This window comes from Pyxidicoccus caerfyrddinensis (assembly GCF_010894405.1).
In the GTDB taxonomy this organism is placed as follows: Bacteria; Myxococcota; Myxococcia; order Myxococcales; family Myxococcaceae; genus Myxococcus; species Myxococcus caerfyrddinensis.
The window spans coordinates 531,981-546,726 of record NZ_JAAIYA010000006.1 but is presented as its reverse complement, the minus strand read 5'-3'; the positions used below and the strand labels follow the sequence as shown (position 1 = coordinate 546,726).

Sequence of the window (14,746 nt, the reverse complement as noted above, 5' to 3'; positions counted from 1 at the left end):
CGCGCTCACGAGGCGTGGGCCCGCTTCTCGCGCTCGGCGAGCACCCGGTCCGCGGCGAATGCGGCCAGCACCGCCACGCCCACCACGAAGCCCAGCAGCGCCCAGGTCATCTTCGGGCCCGACGTCGAGTAGTCATACGAGCCGAAGTTGACGATGCCCACCACCGGGTTGAGCAGGTTCATGAGCCCGTCATCCCCTTCCAACTCCATCAACACGGCCGCCAGCGGAGGCAGCGCCGCGGCGAGGCCCGCCGACGCCACGAAGAGCAGGCGCACCGCCGCGGGCGAGGACAGCCGGTCCGAGCGCGACATCCGTCCCAGCAGCACCGCCACCGACAGGAAGAGGATGCCGTAGGTGGGCATCGCCACCGTCGCCATCCGCATCGACTCCCCGCGCAGCGGCATGTCCGCGGACAGCACCTCCAGCCCCACGAACAACAATCCCCAGGCCACCAGCAACAGCACCACCAACCGGAAGCCCCGCAGCGCGCCCGGCCGCAGCAGCGACCATGGCCGCGTGCCCGCGCGCAGCGGCCGTGCCTGGCCGTCCGCATCCGTGGCCACGAAGAGCCCCACCGCGAGCAGGTGCAGCGCACCGACGATGCCGAACACCTCCGACACGGTGTGGTCGCGCCCCTCGACCCACCACACCGCCACGCCGCCGAGCATGCCCAGCAGCACCTGCGCCAGCAGCGCCCGGCGCGGCCCGCGCGTGTAGTCCTCCGTCGGCAGCGACAGCCGCGCCGCGGCCGCCTCGAAGAGCAACCACCCGTCGGTGAGCATCAACAGCAGCGAGATGCCCGCCGCGTAGAGGAAATCGTCATCGCGCAGCAGCCGGTCTCCGTCGTCGCTCATCACGAACGCGGCCACCAGCCCCTGCACCAGCGCGGTAGCCAGCGCGGCCAGCAGCGTGAAGTGGATGAAGGCGCGTCCCAGCCGCCCGTCCGCCAGCGTCGCCGCGCACACGCCCACCACCGTGAGGAAGACGAGCCACGCCGCCCCCAGCGCCAGGATGATGAGGATGGTGGGCAGGGCGATGCCGTTGAGGAAGTAGCTGAAGAGGAGGAAGGGCCCCACCGCCGACGCATACAGGCCCGCCTGCACCAGGTACGACGTCATCTTGCCGCGCAGAATCCGGCGGGGCCCCAGGCCGGTGAGCACCAGCAGCACCCACGTCTCGTCCTCCCGCTCGCGCGCGAGGGAGCGGTAGGCGTTGTAGGGGATGATGAAGAAGTGCACCACGCCCAGGCAGAAGAAGAAGGAGAAGAAGAAGCCCCGGCCATGGCGCGCGAAGGCCGCCTCGCGGACCTCCACGTAGGCAATGAGTGACAGCACCACGCACGCCAGCAGCATCAACCCGAAGCACATCCAGAAGATGCGCGTGCGCAGGCCCTGGCGGACCTCCTTCACCACCAGCGGGTTGAGCCTGTCGCCCCACCGCTCCCACCACGGCGCCACGCTCGCCGCCGTGCCTCCCGCCACGGGCGCCTCCGCTTCCGGTGCCGTGCTCGCGGCCGTGTCCACGGGCGTGCTCACGCCACCCTCCCCTTCGTCACCGTCATGAACGCATCCTCGAGGTTCCGCTCCCGGGCGTTGAACGCGCACACCGGCAGGCCCGCGGACACCAGCGCCGCCAGCAGCACCGCCGCCGCCGCGTCCGCCTGCGCGGGCCCGGCGCCCGCCTCCAGCTCCAGCCGCACGCGCAGCGACTCACCCTCGCGCGCCACCCGCGCCACCCGCGGCTGCTCCAGCAGCAGCCGCTCCGCGCGTGCCCACAGGGCCTCGCCTTCCGCGCCCGTCGCGAGCCGCACCGTCAGCTCCGGGGCCACGGCGTGGCCACCGCCCTGCTGGAGGATGTCCTCCACCTTGCCCGTGGCCAGCAGGCGTCCCTGCTCGATGATGGCGCACGTGTCACAGATTTCCGCCAGCTCCGTGAGGATGTGGCTGGAGATGATGACCGCCTTGCCCTGGTCCGCCAGGGCGCGCAGCAGCTCGCGCAGCTCGATGCGGGCGCGTGGGTCCAACCCGTCCGCCGGCTCGTCGAGGAGCAGGAGCCGCGGGTCGTGCAGCAGCGTGCGCCCGAGCGCCACGCGCTGCCGCATGCCCTTGGACAGCGAGGTGGTGAGCTTCTGCGCCAGCGGGGTGAGGCCGGCGAAGGCCATGACGGAGTCCACCCGCTGCTTGCGCTGCGCGCCCTTCAGCCCGTAGGCGCGCGCGAAGAAGTCGAGGAACTCGAAGACGGTGACGTCGTCATAGGTGCCGTACCGGTCCGGCATGTAGCCGATGAGCGGCCGGGCCCTGTCTGGCGCGTCCACCAGCGAGTGCCCGTCGAGCAGCACCTCGCCCGCGGTGGGCACGTCCAGCGTGGCGAGGATGCGCAGCGTGGTGCTCTTCCCCGCGCCGTTGGGGCCGATGAAGCCCAGGATGCTGCCGGCCTCCAGCTTGAAGGACACCTCGTCCACGGCGCGCAGCGTCCCGAAGTCGCGCCGCAGCCCCTTCACCTCCAGCAGGCTCATGGCCGCACCTCCTGCACCTGACCGCGCACCAGGTGCATGCCGGCCTCCAGCTCCACCTTCACCGAGGACGTGGGAGCCATGCCCCGCCCCCCGGTGCGCACGATGAAGCCACCCTCGGGGAGGTCCGCGCGGAAGGCGGCCTTGTTCTTGAGGAGCCGGTCGAACAGAGCGGCGCCCAGCTGGTCCATCAACACTTCCGTCGGATGGGCCAGCTCGCTCTCGGGCACGGGCCCCTGCAGCGCCGCCTCCGCTCCATCCTCCAGCGCGGGCAGCCGGTACGTCGCGTTGCCCCGGCGCATGTAACCTTCCTCGATGGCCGCCCCCAGCGCGTTCTGCACTCGCAGCGCGTTGCCCTCCTGCCGCAGCACCAGTCGCGCGCGCGTGGGCAGCACGGAGACCTCGCCCCACTCGCGGTAGGTGCGCGGCGTGAGGAAGCCGTCCGTCACCGTCAGCCCCTCCGTCCAGTCCAGGTCCGCGGGCGGCTCCTCCGCGTCGCCGGGAGGCAGCAGCGTGCTGGAGCCGGGGAGCTTCACCGAGCCCGGTGTCAGGTTGGCGTACCAGGCGCCCACGCCCAGCGTCACCGCGCGGGAGCGCTCGCCGTCCAACCACGTGAGGCTGTAGCGCGCGGCGTGCACCGCGAAGCCGTCCACCAGCACCGACCACGCGACGAGGGCCAGGCACGTGACGAGCGATATCAGCGGCACCGCCACGAGCACGGACACCGGCCCCCGGCGCCGCGCCAGCATCAGCCCGCCCGGGCCCACCGCCAGCGCGAAGGCGAAGATGAGGAAGAGGAAGCGCCCCACCGGCGCACGCGCGCTCTCCAGCAGCGGCGTGGCACCATTGCGGAGCGCGCTGCCCCGCTCCCAGCGCGGCGGCGGGCCCACGGGATTCACCATTCCCAGGGCAGTCCCGCTCCCCGTGGGTTCGAACACCAGGCCATGGGAGTCGCCTCCAGACCGCGTGCCCAGGCGCACGCGGCCGAAGCCATACGGGGACTCATCGGTGCGGCCCGTCGCGGGCAGCAGCGGAAGTCGCTCGAGCACGTCCCGTGAAGGGCGAGTGATGACGAGCCGGCCTCCGGTGGCGGCGTACGCCTCCAGCACGGCCCACACGTCCGCGGGCAGCCGGGTGGCGTCCATGGCGACGACGACCGCCGGGTAGCCCACGTACGAGGACAGCTCGCGGGGCGCCTCGCGCTCCTCGAGGAAGCGGGCGGCGAAGAGGGGCTCCTGCTCCGACTGCGTCTCACGCAGGCCGAGGTCCGTCTCGAAGTCCTTCACCGTGCCCAGCACCAGCGCGGCCCCATCACCCGAGTCGTCCAGGTACATGGGCTGGACCATCCTCGGCAGCCCGGGCGCATCCACATGGAGGTTGCCCGCCTGCTGCACCGCGGGCACGGGCAGCCACGTGACGACGCGCGCACGGGGGCCCACCTCCACCGTGCGCTCCGAGGTGCGCGAGCCCGAGCCGTAGTGCCCCTGGAACGACAGCCGCGCCTGGAGTGGGAGTGGACCGGTGTTCTGCAGCACCACCTCCACCGGCGTGTAGCCCCGCGGAGGCTTCAGCACCCCGGTGCGGATGGAGACGCGCAGGTTGCCCTCCTGGAGGACCTCGCTCTTGCCCGAGGCATTCCGGTAGCCCGAGCGCACGCGCTCCTCGTCCGCCACGGCGGGCGAGGACCCGAGCAGCACGAGGAGCACCGCAACCGTCAGGGTGCTAGCCACGAGGCACCTCGGGCACCGCCTGCAGGAGGGCACGCACCACGTCCGGGGCGGTGACCTTCTCCAGCGACGCCTCGTACGCGAGCACGAGCCGGTGGTTGAGCGCGGCGGACGCGGTGGCCACCACGTCATCGAAGCCCACGTTGGGACGGCCGCGCAGCAGCGCCAGGGCCCGCCCGGAGGCGGCGAGCGCGAGCGCCGCGCGAGGGCTCGCGCCATAGCGCACGAAGCGGCGCACCGCGTCCGGCGCGGAGGCCTGCCTGGGGTCGCTGGCCTCCACCAGCCGGCCGATGAAGTCCGCCACGGGGCCGGGCAGGTGGACGCGGTCCACGGCGGTGAACAGGCGCGCCAGGCCGCTCGCGTCGAGCACGGGGGACAATTCCGGAGGGGTGCCGCGCACGCGCGTGGTGAGCAGCGTGCGCAGCGTCTTCGCGCTCACGGGGGGCACCTGGACGCGGAAGAGGAAGCGGTCCAGCTGCGCCTCGGGCAGCGGGTAGGTGCCCTCGAGCTCGATGGGATTCTGCGTGGCCAGCACGAAGAACGGGTCGGGCAGGGAGCGCGTCTGCCCGAGCACCGTCACGCTGCGCTCCTGCATGGCCTCCAGCAGCGCGGACTGCGTCTTGGGGCTGGAGCGGTTGATTTCGTCCGCGAGCACGAGGCTGGCGAAGAGGGGCCCCTCGCGGAAGACGAAGTCGCGGCGGCCCTCGCCCTCCAGCACGTAGGTGCCGGTGATGTCGCCGGGGAGCAGGTCGGGGGTGAACTGGATGCGGCGGAACGGCAGCGAGAGCAGCCGCGCCAGCGCCTTGCACAATTCCGTCTTGCCGAGGCCGGGCAGGCCCTCCAGCAGCACATGCCCGCGCGCGAGCACCGCCACCACCACCTGCTCGACGACGGACTCCTGGTCGAGCATCACGGTGTTGAGCGCGTCCTTGAGCCGCGCCGCCACCTCCGCCGCACCCTGCGCCTCGACGGGACTGAGAAGCTCCGCTGCCACGTGTTCTCCCCTTCTGGACGACACCCCGACTACTCGCCCCCAAAGTACCGCTTCACCAGGTCGCGGTTGCGAGGCAGCAGCGGCGCCGCACCGGGCCCCGCCGTCGCATCGCCCCGGGCACTGGTGCCCTGTGCTCCACCCGCTCCCGCGGGCCCCGCGTGCCGCAACGGCTCCGCGGCCTGGAGGCCCCACAGCTCCTCGGCCTCGTTACCGCCCTTGCCCTGAGGCAGCGGCTCGAAGGCGAGCCGCTCCGGGTCCATCTCCGCCTGGTCTCCGTAGACCAGCGGCTGACTCTCGCCACCGCGCCCCGCGCCGGCGCCCTTGCCCACGCCCCGGCTCGCGTGTCCCTTCGAGCCCTGTCCCTCGGAGCCCTCGCCCTCACCGGAGCCTTCGCGCCCCGGACGGCCCCTGCCGGACTGCCCCTTCTGTCCCTGCCCGGAGCCCTGCTGGGCCTGGGCCTCGGAGCCGTTGTTCTTCTGCGGGTCGAAGCGGTTCTCCAGTGCCTGGCGACGTCGCTCCAGGGACTGGCGGAGGTTGGCAATCTGGTCCGGAGAGCCCGAGGCCTGCGAGCGGGCCCGCCCGGAGGCGGACTGTTGCCCTTGTTGGCCCTGCTGTCCCTGTTGCCCCTGCTGACCTTGTTGCGACTGTTGGCCCTGGCCCTGCTGTCCCTGTTGCCCCTGCTGTGCCTGGGCCTGTTGTCCCTGCTGCTGGGAGTCGCCGGACTGCTGCTGTCCCTGCGCACCGGTGTCGCCCTGGGCCTGCTCCGTACCTTCGCTGCCATCCTCGGAGGCGCTGGGGTCTCCGCCGCTCAGCTCCATCAGCGCGCGCTCCAATTCCTCGCGCTCGCGGGACGTGGCCTCGGCACCTCCGGCGGCGCCCAGAGCTTCCTCCAATTCGCGCGCGGCCTCGGAGGCGCGAGACAGCTCGGCGGCGGCCTCGGCGGCCTTCTCCGCGAGCCGCTTCTCCATCGCGTCGGCGGCCTCCCAGTCACCGGAGTCGAAGCGGCCCTCGGCGACCTCCTCGGCGAGCCGACGCAGCTCGTCCTGCACGGCCTCGTCCAGCGCCTCCTCCTTCGCGAGGGCCTCCGCCTGGGCCTGCACGGCGGCCACCTTCGCGGCGGCGGCGGCATTCGCGGGACGGACGCGCGGCGCGGGCAGCGGCAGCACGAAACCCACGCCCGCGAAGAGCATCGCGCCCAGCAGCGCGCCCGCGGGCCTGCGCCACGGCACCTCGGGAGTCTTCACCGCACCGGCGAGCTGGTTGACGGTGAGCTCCCATTCACCAACAGGCCGCTCCAGACGCGTGAGCAGCAGTCCGCCCGCATTCGCCGAGCGGTCCGCGAGCACGGCGGCGTGCTCCAGCGACACGCCGCGCGAGCGCGCACGCCAGAACCACCACGCGAAGCCCGCGGCCAGCAAGGGGGGCAAGGCCCACACCACGGCGCCGCGAAGCAGCAGCCGGGCGAGCACGCACGCGGTGGCGGTGGCCCACACCGGAGCGACACCGGCCTCGGCCCAGGCCACGGCATTGAGACGCCGCTGCACCCGCCGGACGGGCGCGAGCACCAATGCCTGGAAGCGGCGTTCTTCGCTGGCGGCCATGTAGGAGAGGGAGTGTCGGACACTCGGCCCACTCCCCACAAGCGACGCCCGGCTGATGCGTCACGGACCCACCGGCAACCGTCGTTTCACCGCCGCGAGCGGTCGGCTGCCAGGCCCACCTCCGCACCATGCTCCCCGGACTCCCAATCCCTTCCCAGGGAGTCATGAGCGGGCCATCCACGCGCACGACGTCGCGATGCGCCTCCTGAAGGACACACGCCATTGAAGGCATCCGCCAGCGAAGAGGCCGTGCCACGCTCGAGCAGCGCGACCCGGCATCGAGCCGGGCCGGCTGTCGCCACTAGCGCTCAGAAGTGGCAGGTCGAGTCGGAACCGCAGTAGCCATACCGGCCATTGCACTCGCAGTCCCAATCATCCGAGCAGAACCGCGCCGAACAGAAAGGCCCGCCACCACCGCCAGGGCCACCACCGGAGTACGTGTACTGGCAGCTGGACTGGACGCACGTCGCGGTCTGCGCAGTGGGACAGGCGGCCTGACAATCCGAGTCGCTTTCGCAGAGCGCCTCGTAACACAGGAACGACGACTCCTGGGTATCCCCTTCACGGGAAGCCACCTGCGCGGAGCCTTCACAGACGGCCTGCGGAGCAGCCCCGGTGGATTCGGCCATCGCGGCGGTGGCGAAGGTGAGGAAAAGCGCGGCACTGCAGGAGAGAGTCAGTCGAAGCGTTGGCATGAGCATATGTGTGACTCCAGTGACTTCCGCCCTGCGCGGAAGCGCGGCGAACGCGAGTTGCCGCAGCACGACAGCTTAAGCAATGAATTCAGATTTGTAAGCACTCTGTCTGGGATTGGCGCTGGCCAGGCTCGCGGAGGGCCGATGCCCTGATTCCGCTCGCTGCCACTGCCCTGAACTGAACGCGTTCGTACCTGCGCCGGGTTGCCCTCGCCCGGCCGCGCTGTCGGAATGCCGCCCCTCGAAATCCCGGGGGACGACATGGCGACGAACAAGGTGAAGCCAGACGAGGTGAAGCGGCCACGCAAGGACTTCCACGAGTCCATCTGCAAGGCACGCAGCAACGAAGTCCTCCAGCGCACACCCCGGACGCGCTCCGCACCGGAGCTGTTCGGCCCGGCGGAGAAGCTCCAGGCGCCGTCGAACCTCACCACCTTCGTCCCCGAGTCCTGGCCCGAGCCGTCCTGGCGCGGCGGCATGGGCGCCATCCCCTACGACGGCGGCACCACCTTCCGCGTCTGGGCTCCCCACGCGCAGCGCGTGCAGGTGGTGGGCGAGTTCAGCAACTGGCACGCGATAGAGCTGGCCCGCGAGCCCTCGGGCAACTTCTCCCGCGACGTCCCCGGCGCCTGGAACGGGCACCAGTACCAGTACGTCATCCAGGGGAAGTACGGCGACTGGCGCTGGCGCAATGACCCGCGTGCCGCGGACGTCACCACCTCCACCGGCAACAGCATCATCGTCGACCACCGCGACTTCCTCTGGCGCTTCGACGACCACTTCCGCATGCCGGCCTTCAACGAGGTGGTGCTCTACGAATTGCACGTGGGCACCTTCCACGACGCGCCGGGCTGGGGCCCCGGCAACTGGCTGAGCGCCATCGACAAGCTCGACTACCTGAGAGACCTCGGCGTCAACCTGGTGGAGTTGATGCCCTCCTCCGAGTTCGCCGGGGACTTCTCCTGGGGCTACAACCCCACCTTCCCCTTCGCGCCAGAGAGCTCGTACGGCACGCCGAACGACTTCAAGCGCTTCGTGGACGAGGCCCACCGGCGCGGCATCGGCGTCATCCTGGACGTGGTCTACAACCACCTGGGCCCCAGCGATTTGCCCCACTGGGACTTCGACGGCGAGACGTTCGGCAGGGGCGGCATGTACTTCTACACGGACGAGCGCGCGAACACGCCCTGGGGCCAGACACGCCCCGACTACGGCCGCCCCGAGGTGCGCGACTATCTGCGCGACAACGCGCTCATGTGGCTGCGCGAGTACCACATGGACGGCCTGCGCCTGGACGCCACGAAGGAGATTCGCACCGCCAACGGCGTGGACAACCCGGCCGGCTGGGACGTGCTCCGCGCCATCAGCGAGGCCGTGAAGCGCGAGTTCCCATGGAAGCTCGTCATCGCGGAGGACATGGGCGGAGACGCGGCCCTCACCCATCCCCAGGGCGCCGGCTGCGACTCGCAGTGGGACCCGTCCTTCGTCCACCCCGTGCGCGCCGCGCTCACCACGCCGTTCGATGAAGCGAGAGACCTCAACGCCGTCCGTGACGCGCTGTACTTCCGTTACAACGGCCAGGCCACCCAGCGCGTCATCTACACGGAGAGCCACGACGAGGTGGCCAACGGCAGGAGCCGCATTCCGTCGGAAGTGGCGCCGGGCGACACCGGGAGCTGGCGCGCGAAGAAGAAGTCCGTGCTCGGCGCGGCGCTGACGCTCACCGCGCCAGGCATCCCCATGCTCTTCATGGGGCAGGAGTTCCTGCAGGACGGCCACTTCGATGACGGCAGCCCGCTCGACTGGAGCCGCGCCGGCTGGTTCACCGGCATCCGTCAGGCGTACCAGGACCTCATCCAGCTGCGGCGCAACTGGCACGACACCACCGCGGGCCTGCGCGGTGAGAACATCCACGTCTTCCACCTCAACCACGCGGACAAGGTGCTGGCCTTCCACCGCTGGCAGCACGGCGGCCCCGGCGACGACGTGGTGGTGCTGGTCAACCTCGGCAGCCGTGCCTTCTCCTGGTACGAGTTCGGCCTGCCCACGGACGGCCTGTGGCGGGTGCGCTTCAACAGCGACTGGCAGGGCTACGCGCCCGACTTCGGCAACACGTCCACGAATGACTTCTGGGCCTCGTGGGGCGGGCGGGACGGCATGCCCGCGCACGGCGGGCTCGCGCTGGGAAGCTACAGCGCCGTCATCCTGTCGAAGGACCGCTGGTGATGCGCGGACACGGCGGATGAGTGCGGGCCTCCGTGGGATGACCACTCCCATCCGGAGGCCCGGCGCTCCACGCCCGGCGTAAGGGCCTCAACCGCGGGACGACACCGGGCAGGTGGACCTCCCCATCAGCCGGTAGCCCAGGCACGTGCCCGCCAGCGCAGTCCCCAGGAAGTAGAGCCCCTGGGCCGCCATCAGTCCACGCATCCAGCCATCCACCGGCGCCACCACCGCGCACACTCCGAGCCCTACCGCAGCCACCGCGCGCAGCGTCCTGTCCACGTTGCCTACATTGCGAGTCATCGCGTCACTCCCGTCTGAAAAGGGTGGGTGCCCCAGAGAGCCCGTGAGGCGGGAAAAGGATTCAGCGGGATTTTTCGCGGACGTCCCTCGCGGCCCGGCGCGGGCTCGGTTATCCAGGGACGGGATGGACCCCCTGCCCCACGCAACCCTGCTTCAGGCCGCCCGCGAAGGGGACCGTGCCGCGCTCGATGAACTGGTGCGCCTCTACCAGGCGCGCGTCTACCGCTTCGGCCTGCGCGTGTGCCGCGACGCCGTGGACACCGAGGACGCCGTGCAGGAAGCGTTCGTGACGCTGAGCCGGGAAGTCTCCCGGCTGCGCGAGGAGACCTCCGTGGGGACATGGCTGCTCACCGTGGTGAGGAACGCCTGCCTCCGGCTCATGCGGCCCTTCGCCAGCGCACGCAAGGCCCTGGGCTCGCTCGTGGACGCACCGGAGGCGCTGGACCTGCCCGACCCGGCTCCCACGCCCGAGGAGGCCGTCAGCCGCGAGCAGGTCGTCCGCGGAGTGCGCGAGGCGATTGAGCTGTTGGAGCCCCCCTATCGCGAGGTCCTCGTGCTGCGCGACATCGAGGGCCTCAGCGGGCCCGAGGTGGCCCGGGCGATGGGCCTCACTCTGGAGGCGATGAAGACGCGACTCCACCGGGCCCGCCTCGCCGTGCGCGAGCACCTTCTCGCCGGGATTCCGGACGCAGCCCCGAGCAAGGACTGACTCCTGCACTCCCACGGAGGCCGCGCTAACTTCAGACGTCATCCGGCCACACGAGGAAGCGACCTCACCTCCCATGCTGCTCGCCCGACCTCCAGAACTCGCGCCCCGGGCTCCGTGGCCGGACATGCCGCTGGTGGTCTGGCCCGCCGCGCTCGCGATGTGGGGCCCGGGTGACCAGTCCACGAAGCACGCCCACCACGCGATGCACCTGGTGCTCTGCCGCCAGGGCACCCTCACCGTCCGCGCGCAGGGCATGAAGCCGGCCGAGCGCGCGGCCGGCGTCCTGGTGGCGCCCGATGCCGCCCACTCGCTCGACGCGCGAGGCAGTGAGGTCCTCCTCCTCTTCATCGAGCCGGAGAGCCACGACGGCATCCGGCTCCAGGCCTCGCTCGAAGGTCCGGTGCGCCTCTTCGACGAGGCCCGGCGCGACGCCCTGTTGGGCGCCCTGCCCCGCACCGGCCCCATCCCCCACGACGCCGTGGGCCCGTGGATGGAGTCCACCCTCGAAGCCCTCTCCGGCACGCCGGAGGCTCCACACCGCGTCCACCCGCGCGTGCGCAAGCTCTTGCGCCACCTGCGCGCCGAGCCCGCGCCCGAGGACACGTCCCTCGAAGCCCTCTCCGAAGTCGCGGGCCTGTCACCCGGGCGGCTGATGCATGCCTTCACGGATTCGCTCGGCGTCCCGCTGCGGCCCTACCTCCTCTGGCTGCGGCTCCAGCGCGCGGCGGGGGCCATCGCCGCGGGCAGGACGCTCGGGGAGGCAGCACACGCGGCCGGCTTCTCGGACTCGGCCCACCTGACGCGGACGTTCCGGCGCATGTTCGGCACCACGCCCTCGTCGCTCCAACGCCGTAGCCAGTTCGTTCAAGCGAAGGCCCGCCCCACCGACGCATCTTGAAGGCACAGCGACGGACAACCCGTCCGACGCCACCCTTCAAGGAGCCCGTCATGACCTTCTCGCTCGTCCTGCTCACCTTCTTCGCGCTGCTGCACCTGCCCCCGCTGCGCCGCCTCCCGGCGCTCGCCACGCCCAGGGATAGGGCGGCCGTGGCCGCGGGCCTCTTCTTCATCGGGGCCGGCGTCATGCACTTCCTCATGCCCGCGCGCTACGAGGCCATGATTCCGCCGCAGCTCCCGTCCCCGCACTTCTGGGTCCTCCTCTCCGGTGCCTTCCAGGTCGCGGGGGGCGTAGGGATGCTGCTCGAGCGCACCCGGCGGCTCGCGGCGCTGGGGCTCATCGCGCTGCTCGTGGCCATCCTCCCCGCCAACATCCACGAGGCCGCGGCGAACAGCGCTTCGCACGTGCTGCCCCTGCCGGACTGGTACTTCTGGCTGCGCATCCCCTTCCAGCTCGTCTACATCGCCTGGGTGGCGTGGGCCGGTGGACTGTGGCGCACCTTCGGCCGTGCGAGGCTTCCGGCGCATGGTTAGTCTCGCGCGCCTATGCACTTTCGCCATCTCGGACGCAGTGGTCTGGTCGTCAGTGAAATCTCCTACGGCAACTGGATTACCCACGGCTCGCAGGTAGAGGAGGAGGCCGCGCTGGCGTGCGTGCGCGCGGCGCTGGACGCGGGCATCACCACCTTCGACACCGCGGACGTCTACGCGGGCACGCGGGCCGAGGAGGTGCTCGGCCGCGCGCTCAAGGGCCAGCGCCGCGCCGGCTACGAGCTGTTCACCAAGGTGTACTGGCCCACCGGCAACGGGAAGAACGACCGGGGCCTGTCGCGCAAGCACATCCTCGAGGCCATCGACGGCTCGCTGAAGCGGCTCCAGACGGACTATGTGGACCTGTACCAGGCCCACCGCTACGACTTCGAGACGCCGCTGGAGGAGACGATGCTGGCCTTCGCCGACCTCGTCCGGCAGGGCAAGGCGCTCTACATCGGCGTCTCCGAGTGGACCGCCGACCAGATTCGCAAGGGCGCCGCGCTGGCCCGCGAGCTGCGCGTGCCCTTCATCTCCAACCAGCCGCAGTACTCCATGCTGTGGCGGGTGATTGAGTCGCAGGTCATCCCCGCCTCGGACGCGGAGGGCCTGGGGCAGATTGTCTGGTCGCCCCTCGCCCAGGGCGTGCTCACCGGCAAGTACCTCCCCGGCAAGCCGCCGCCGGCCGGCAGTCGCGCCACGGACCCCAATGGCTCGCGCTTCATGTCGCGGCTGCTGTCGGACGACGTGCTCACCCGCGTGCAGCAGCTCCAGCCGCTGGCGAAGGAGGCCGGCCTCACCATGGCCCAGCTCGCCGTCGCCTGGGTGCTCCAGAACAAGGGCGTCTCCTCCGCCATCATCGGCGCCACCCGTCCGGAGCAGGTGCACGACAACGTGAAGGCCGCCGGCGTGAAGCTGGAGGCGGAGCTTTTGCGCCGCATCGACACGGTGCTCGGCCCCGTCGTGCAGAAGGACCCGGCCCTCACCGAGAGCCCGCCCCAGCGCCCGTAGGGCCACCCGCGGCCCCGCCTCCTGGAGAGACGGGGCCGCGCGGCGGGACTCACTCGCCGAGCTTGAAGTACGTGCCCTGGTAGCAGCCCGCGAAGGAGCTCAGCCGCGTGGACGTGAGCGACTCCAACGCCGTGACGAGCTTCTGCGTGTCGCTGCCGCCCGAGGTGGCCGGCCACGCGTAGGCATACGCGCCGAGCGACTTGCCGGGGCCGCTGTGGTTCTCCACGGGAATCCCCTCCGGCGCGGTGACGCGCTGCTCGTGATAGCCATTGAGGATGATGCGCTGGATGCGCGCCCCCCGCGCGGCGTTCACCGTCCAGTGGATGGGCTCGTACGAGGAGAGCGTCAGGATGAGCGGCGCCTTCCGTGTCACGTCCACGGTGGCCGCGCCCTCCGGGTGGGTGCCACCGCCGTGGTTGGAGTGCGACTCATAGACGCCCAGCAGGTGCAGCTCGGGCGAGCCCAGGGCCGGCGCGACGTAGGTGGACAGCGTGCCCTGCCCCGGCGTGCAGACGGCCTCATGCTTGACGGGCGAAGGCGGCGGCGGCGGCGGAGGGCACGAGCCCGGCCCGTCCTCCACGGTGAATTGGGTGGCGCGGTAGCACCCGGCGAAGTCCGTCACCTCGTGGGAGGTGAGCCGCTGCAAGCCGGTCATCAGCCCCTGCGTATTGCAGCCCTGGTTGTCATCCGGCCACTTGTACGCGCAGGCGGACAGGTAGTGGCCCACCTCGCTGCGGTTCTCCACGGCGACACCGGCGGGCACGGAGGCCAGGCTCTGCGCGTGGTACCCGTTCAGGATGACGCGCTCGAGCCGAGCGCCGGGCGCCACGTCGAGCGTCCACCGCGTGGGCTCGTAGGAGGAGAGGACCAGCACATGGGGCGTCGTCCGCTTCACGTGCACCGTGGCCTCGCCCGTGGCCGAGTGGTCGCTGCTGCTCTCGTAGATGCCCAGCACCACGAGCTCCGGGCCCCGGGGGTCCGGCTTCGTGTAGCCCGTCACCCGGTAGCCCTGCTCCGTCGGACAGTCCTCGATGCGCAGCACCGGCCGGGACAAGGAGCAGGAGTCGGAGTCGGGCGGAGGCCGGGGCACCGGCTCGCCACAGCCCCCATCCACCGGCTCGTTCGTCGTCGGGTGCGGGAGCTCGGGCGTCACCTCCGACTCCTCCGCCTCCGAGCGCCCATCCGCGGAGACCAGGGTCGATGACTGCCCACAGCCCGTGACCACCAGCGCCACCATCACCGCGAAGCTGAAGCCCTTGAACATCATGGATTCCCCCGTGACGAAGTGCGCCTTCTTATACAGGGGGCGGGCGGGCAGGATGAAGCGTGCTCCGGAGAAGCGTCCGTCACCGTCCACCGCCCGCCGGTAACACGATGGGCCCCGGGGCGTACCGGGAGCGTGACACCTTCGACTTCCGCGCCAGGTCCCCGTCCCCCACCGAGCGGATGGGCACCAAACCCGCCCTTCCATTTGACTTTCCCGGCTCGGGGAACAAGAGATGGGCGCGCGAGTTGGCAACCGGGTTACTTCAGGCTCGTAGCC

General features: G+C 71.2%; 12 protein-coding genes. 5 read left to right on the top strand and 7 right to left on the bottom strand.

Annotated elements, in window-relative coordinates; all coding sequences use genetic code 11:
• Window positions 1-5: 5 nt before the first annotated feature.
• The 5 genes from G4D86_RS17635 to G4D86_RS17615 are packed head-to-tail and all read right to left on the bottom strand — an operon-like array spanning window position 6 to window position 6,834.
• Window positions 6-1,535, bottom strand: a complete 1,530-nt coding sequence (locus G4D86_RS17635) for an ABC transporter permease (protein ID WP_163995108.1) — start codon at window positions 1,533-1,535, stop codon at window positions 6-8.
• Complete coding sequence (locus tag G4D86_RS17630; RefSeq protein WP_163995107.1) at window positions 1,532-2,515, bottom strand: ABC transporter ATP-binding protein; 984 nt, start codon at window positions 2,513-2,515, stop codon at window positions 1,532-1,534. The genes G4D86_RS17635 and G4D86_RS17630 overlap by 4 nt, the downstream gene beginning before the upstream one ends.
• Window positions 2,512-4,242: a hypothetical protein gene (locus tag G4D86_RS17625; protein ID WP_240360305.1), complete on the bottom strand. Its 1,731-nt coding sequence runs from the start codon at window positions 4,240-4,242 to the stop codon at window positions 2,512-2,514. The genes G4D86_RS17630 and G4D86_RS17625 overlap by 4 nt, the downstream gene beginning before the upstream one ends.
• Window positions 4,235-5,233 (bottom strand): AAA family ATPase, encoded by a 999-nt coding sequence (locus tag G4D86_RS17620; RefSeq protein WP_205519611.1) that lies wholly within the window; start codon window positions 5,231-5,233, stop codon window positions 4,235-4,237. The genes G4D86_RS17625 and G4D86_RS17620 overlap by 8 nt, the downstream gene beginning before the upstream one ends.
• A gap of 29 nt (window positions 5,234-5,262) precedes the next feature.
• A complete protein-coding gene (locus G4D86_RS17615; protein ID WP_163995105.1) occupies window positions 5,263-6,834 on the bottom strand; it encodes a hypothetical protein in 1,572 nt (523 codons plus the stop codon).
• A gap of 956 nt (window positions 6,835-7,790) precedes the next feature.
• Here G4D86_RS17615 and G4D86_RS17610 point away from each other — a divergent pair.
• Window positions 7,791-9,755: an alpha-amylase family glycosyl hydrolase gene (locus tag G4D86_RS17610; protein WP_163995104.1), complete on the top strand. Its 1,965-nt coding sequence runs from the start codon at window positions 7,791-7,793 to the stop codon at window positions 9,753-9,755.
• Between the two features lie 87 nt (window positions 9,756-9,842).
• Here G4D86_RS17610 and G4D86_RS17605 read toward each other — a convergent pair whose 3' ends face one another.
• Entirely contained in the window at window positions 9,843-10,055 is a 213-nt protein-coding gene (locus tag G4D86_RS17605) for a YgaP family membrane protein (protein ID WP_163995103.1), read from the bottom strand.
• A 124-nt stretch (window positions 10,056-10,179) separates the two neighbouring features.
• Between G4D86_RS17605 and G4D86_RS17600 the strand changes: the two genes are divergently transcribed.
• The 4 genes from G4D86_RS17600 to G4D86_RS17585 all read left to right on the top strand — a co-directional run bounded on the left by G4D86_RS17600 (window position 10,180) and on the right by G4D86_RS17585 (window position 13,203).
• Window positions 10,180-10,764 (top strand): RNA polymerase sigma factor, encoded by a 585-nt coding sequence (locus G4D86_RS17600; RefSeq protein WP_163995102.1) that lies wholly within the window; start codon window positions 10,180-10,182, stop codon window positions 10,762-10,764.
• Window positions 10,765-10,837: 73 nt separating this feature from the next.
• Complete coding sequence (locus G4D86_RS17595; protein ID WP_163995101.1) at window positions 10,838-11,662, top strand: helix-turn-helix transcriptional regulator; 825 nt, start codon at window positions 10,838-10,840, stop codon at window positions 11,660-11,662.
• Between the two features lie 50 nt (window positions 11,663-11,712).
• Window positions 11,713-12,195, top strand: a complete 483-nt coding sequence (locus G4D86_RS17590; protein WP_163995100.1) for a DoxX family protein — start codon at window positions 11,713-11,715, stop codon at window positions 12,193-12,195.
• Window positions 12,196-12,207: 12 nt separating this feature from the next.
• The gene (locus tag G4D86_RS17585; protein WP_163995099.1) at window positions 12,208-13,203 is read left to right on the top strand and encodes an aldo/keto reductase family protein; all 996 of its coding nucleotides are present in this window, start codon (window positions 12,208-12,210) and stop codon (window positions 13,201-13,203) included.
• Between the two features lie 49 nt (window positions 13,204-13,252).
• Here G4D86_RS17585 and G4D86_RS17580 read toward each other — a convergent pair whose 3' ends face one another.
• On the bottom strand, window positions 13,253-14,470 hold the full coding sequence (locus G4D86_RS17580) for a hypothetical protein (RefSeq protein WP_163995098.1): 1,218 nt from the start codon (window positions 14,468-14,470) through the stop codon (window positions 13,253-13,255).
• Window positions 14,471-14,746 lie beyond the last annotated feature (276 nt).

Bases quoted from the DNA above. Each gene is read 5' to 3' on its own strand.
- G4D86_RS17580 (WP_163995098.1), bottom strand. From the start codon at position 14,470: ATGATGTTCAAGGGCTTCAGCTTCGCGGTGATGGTGGCGCTGGTGGTC.
- G4D86_RS17600 (WP_163995102.1), top strand. From the start codon at position 10,180: ATGGACCCCCTGCCCCACGCAACCCTGCTTCAGGCCGCCCGCGAAGGG.
- G4D86_RS17585 (WP_163995099.1), top strand. From the start codon at position 12,208: ATGCACTTTCGCCATCTCGGACGCAGTGGTCTGGTCGTCAGTGAAATC.
- G4D86_RS17590 (WP_163995100.1), top strand. From the start codon at position 11,713: ATGACCTTCTCGCTCGTCCTGCTCACCTTCTTCGCGCTGCTGCACCTG.
- G4D86_RS17615 (WP_163995105.1), bottom strand. From the start codon at position 6,834: ATGGCCGCCAGCGAAGAACGCCGCTTCCAGGCATTGGTGCTCGCGCCC.
- G4D86_RS17610 (WP_163995104.1), top strand. From the start codon at position 7,791: ATGGCGACGAACAAGGTGAAGCCAGACGAGGTGAAGCGGCCACGCAAG.
- G4D86_RS17630 (WP_163995107.1), bottom strand. From the start codon at position 2,515: ATGAGCCTGCTGGAGGTGAAGGGGCTGCGGCGCGACTTCGGGACGCTG.
- G4D86_RS17605 (WP_163995103.1), bottom strand. From the start codon at position 10,055: ATGACTCGCAATGTAGGCAACGTGGACAGGACGCTGCGCGCGGTGGCT.
- G4D86_RS17595 (WP_163995101.1), top strand. From the start codon at position 10,838: ATGCTGCTCGCCCGACCTCCAGAACTCGCGCCCCGGGCTCCGTGGCCG.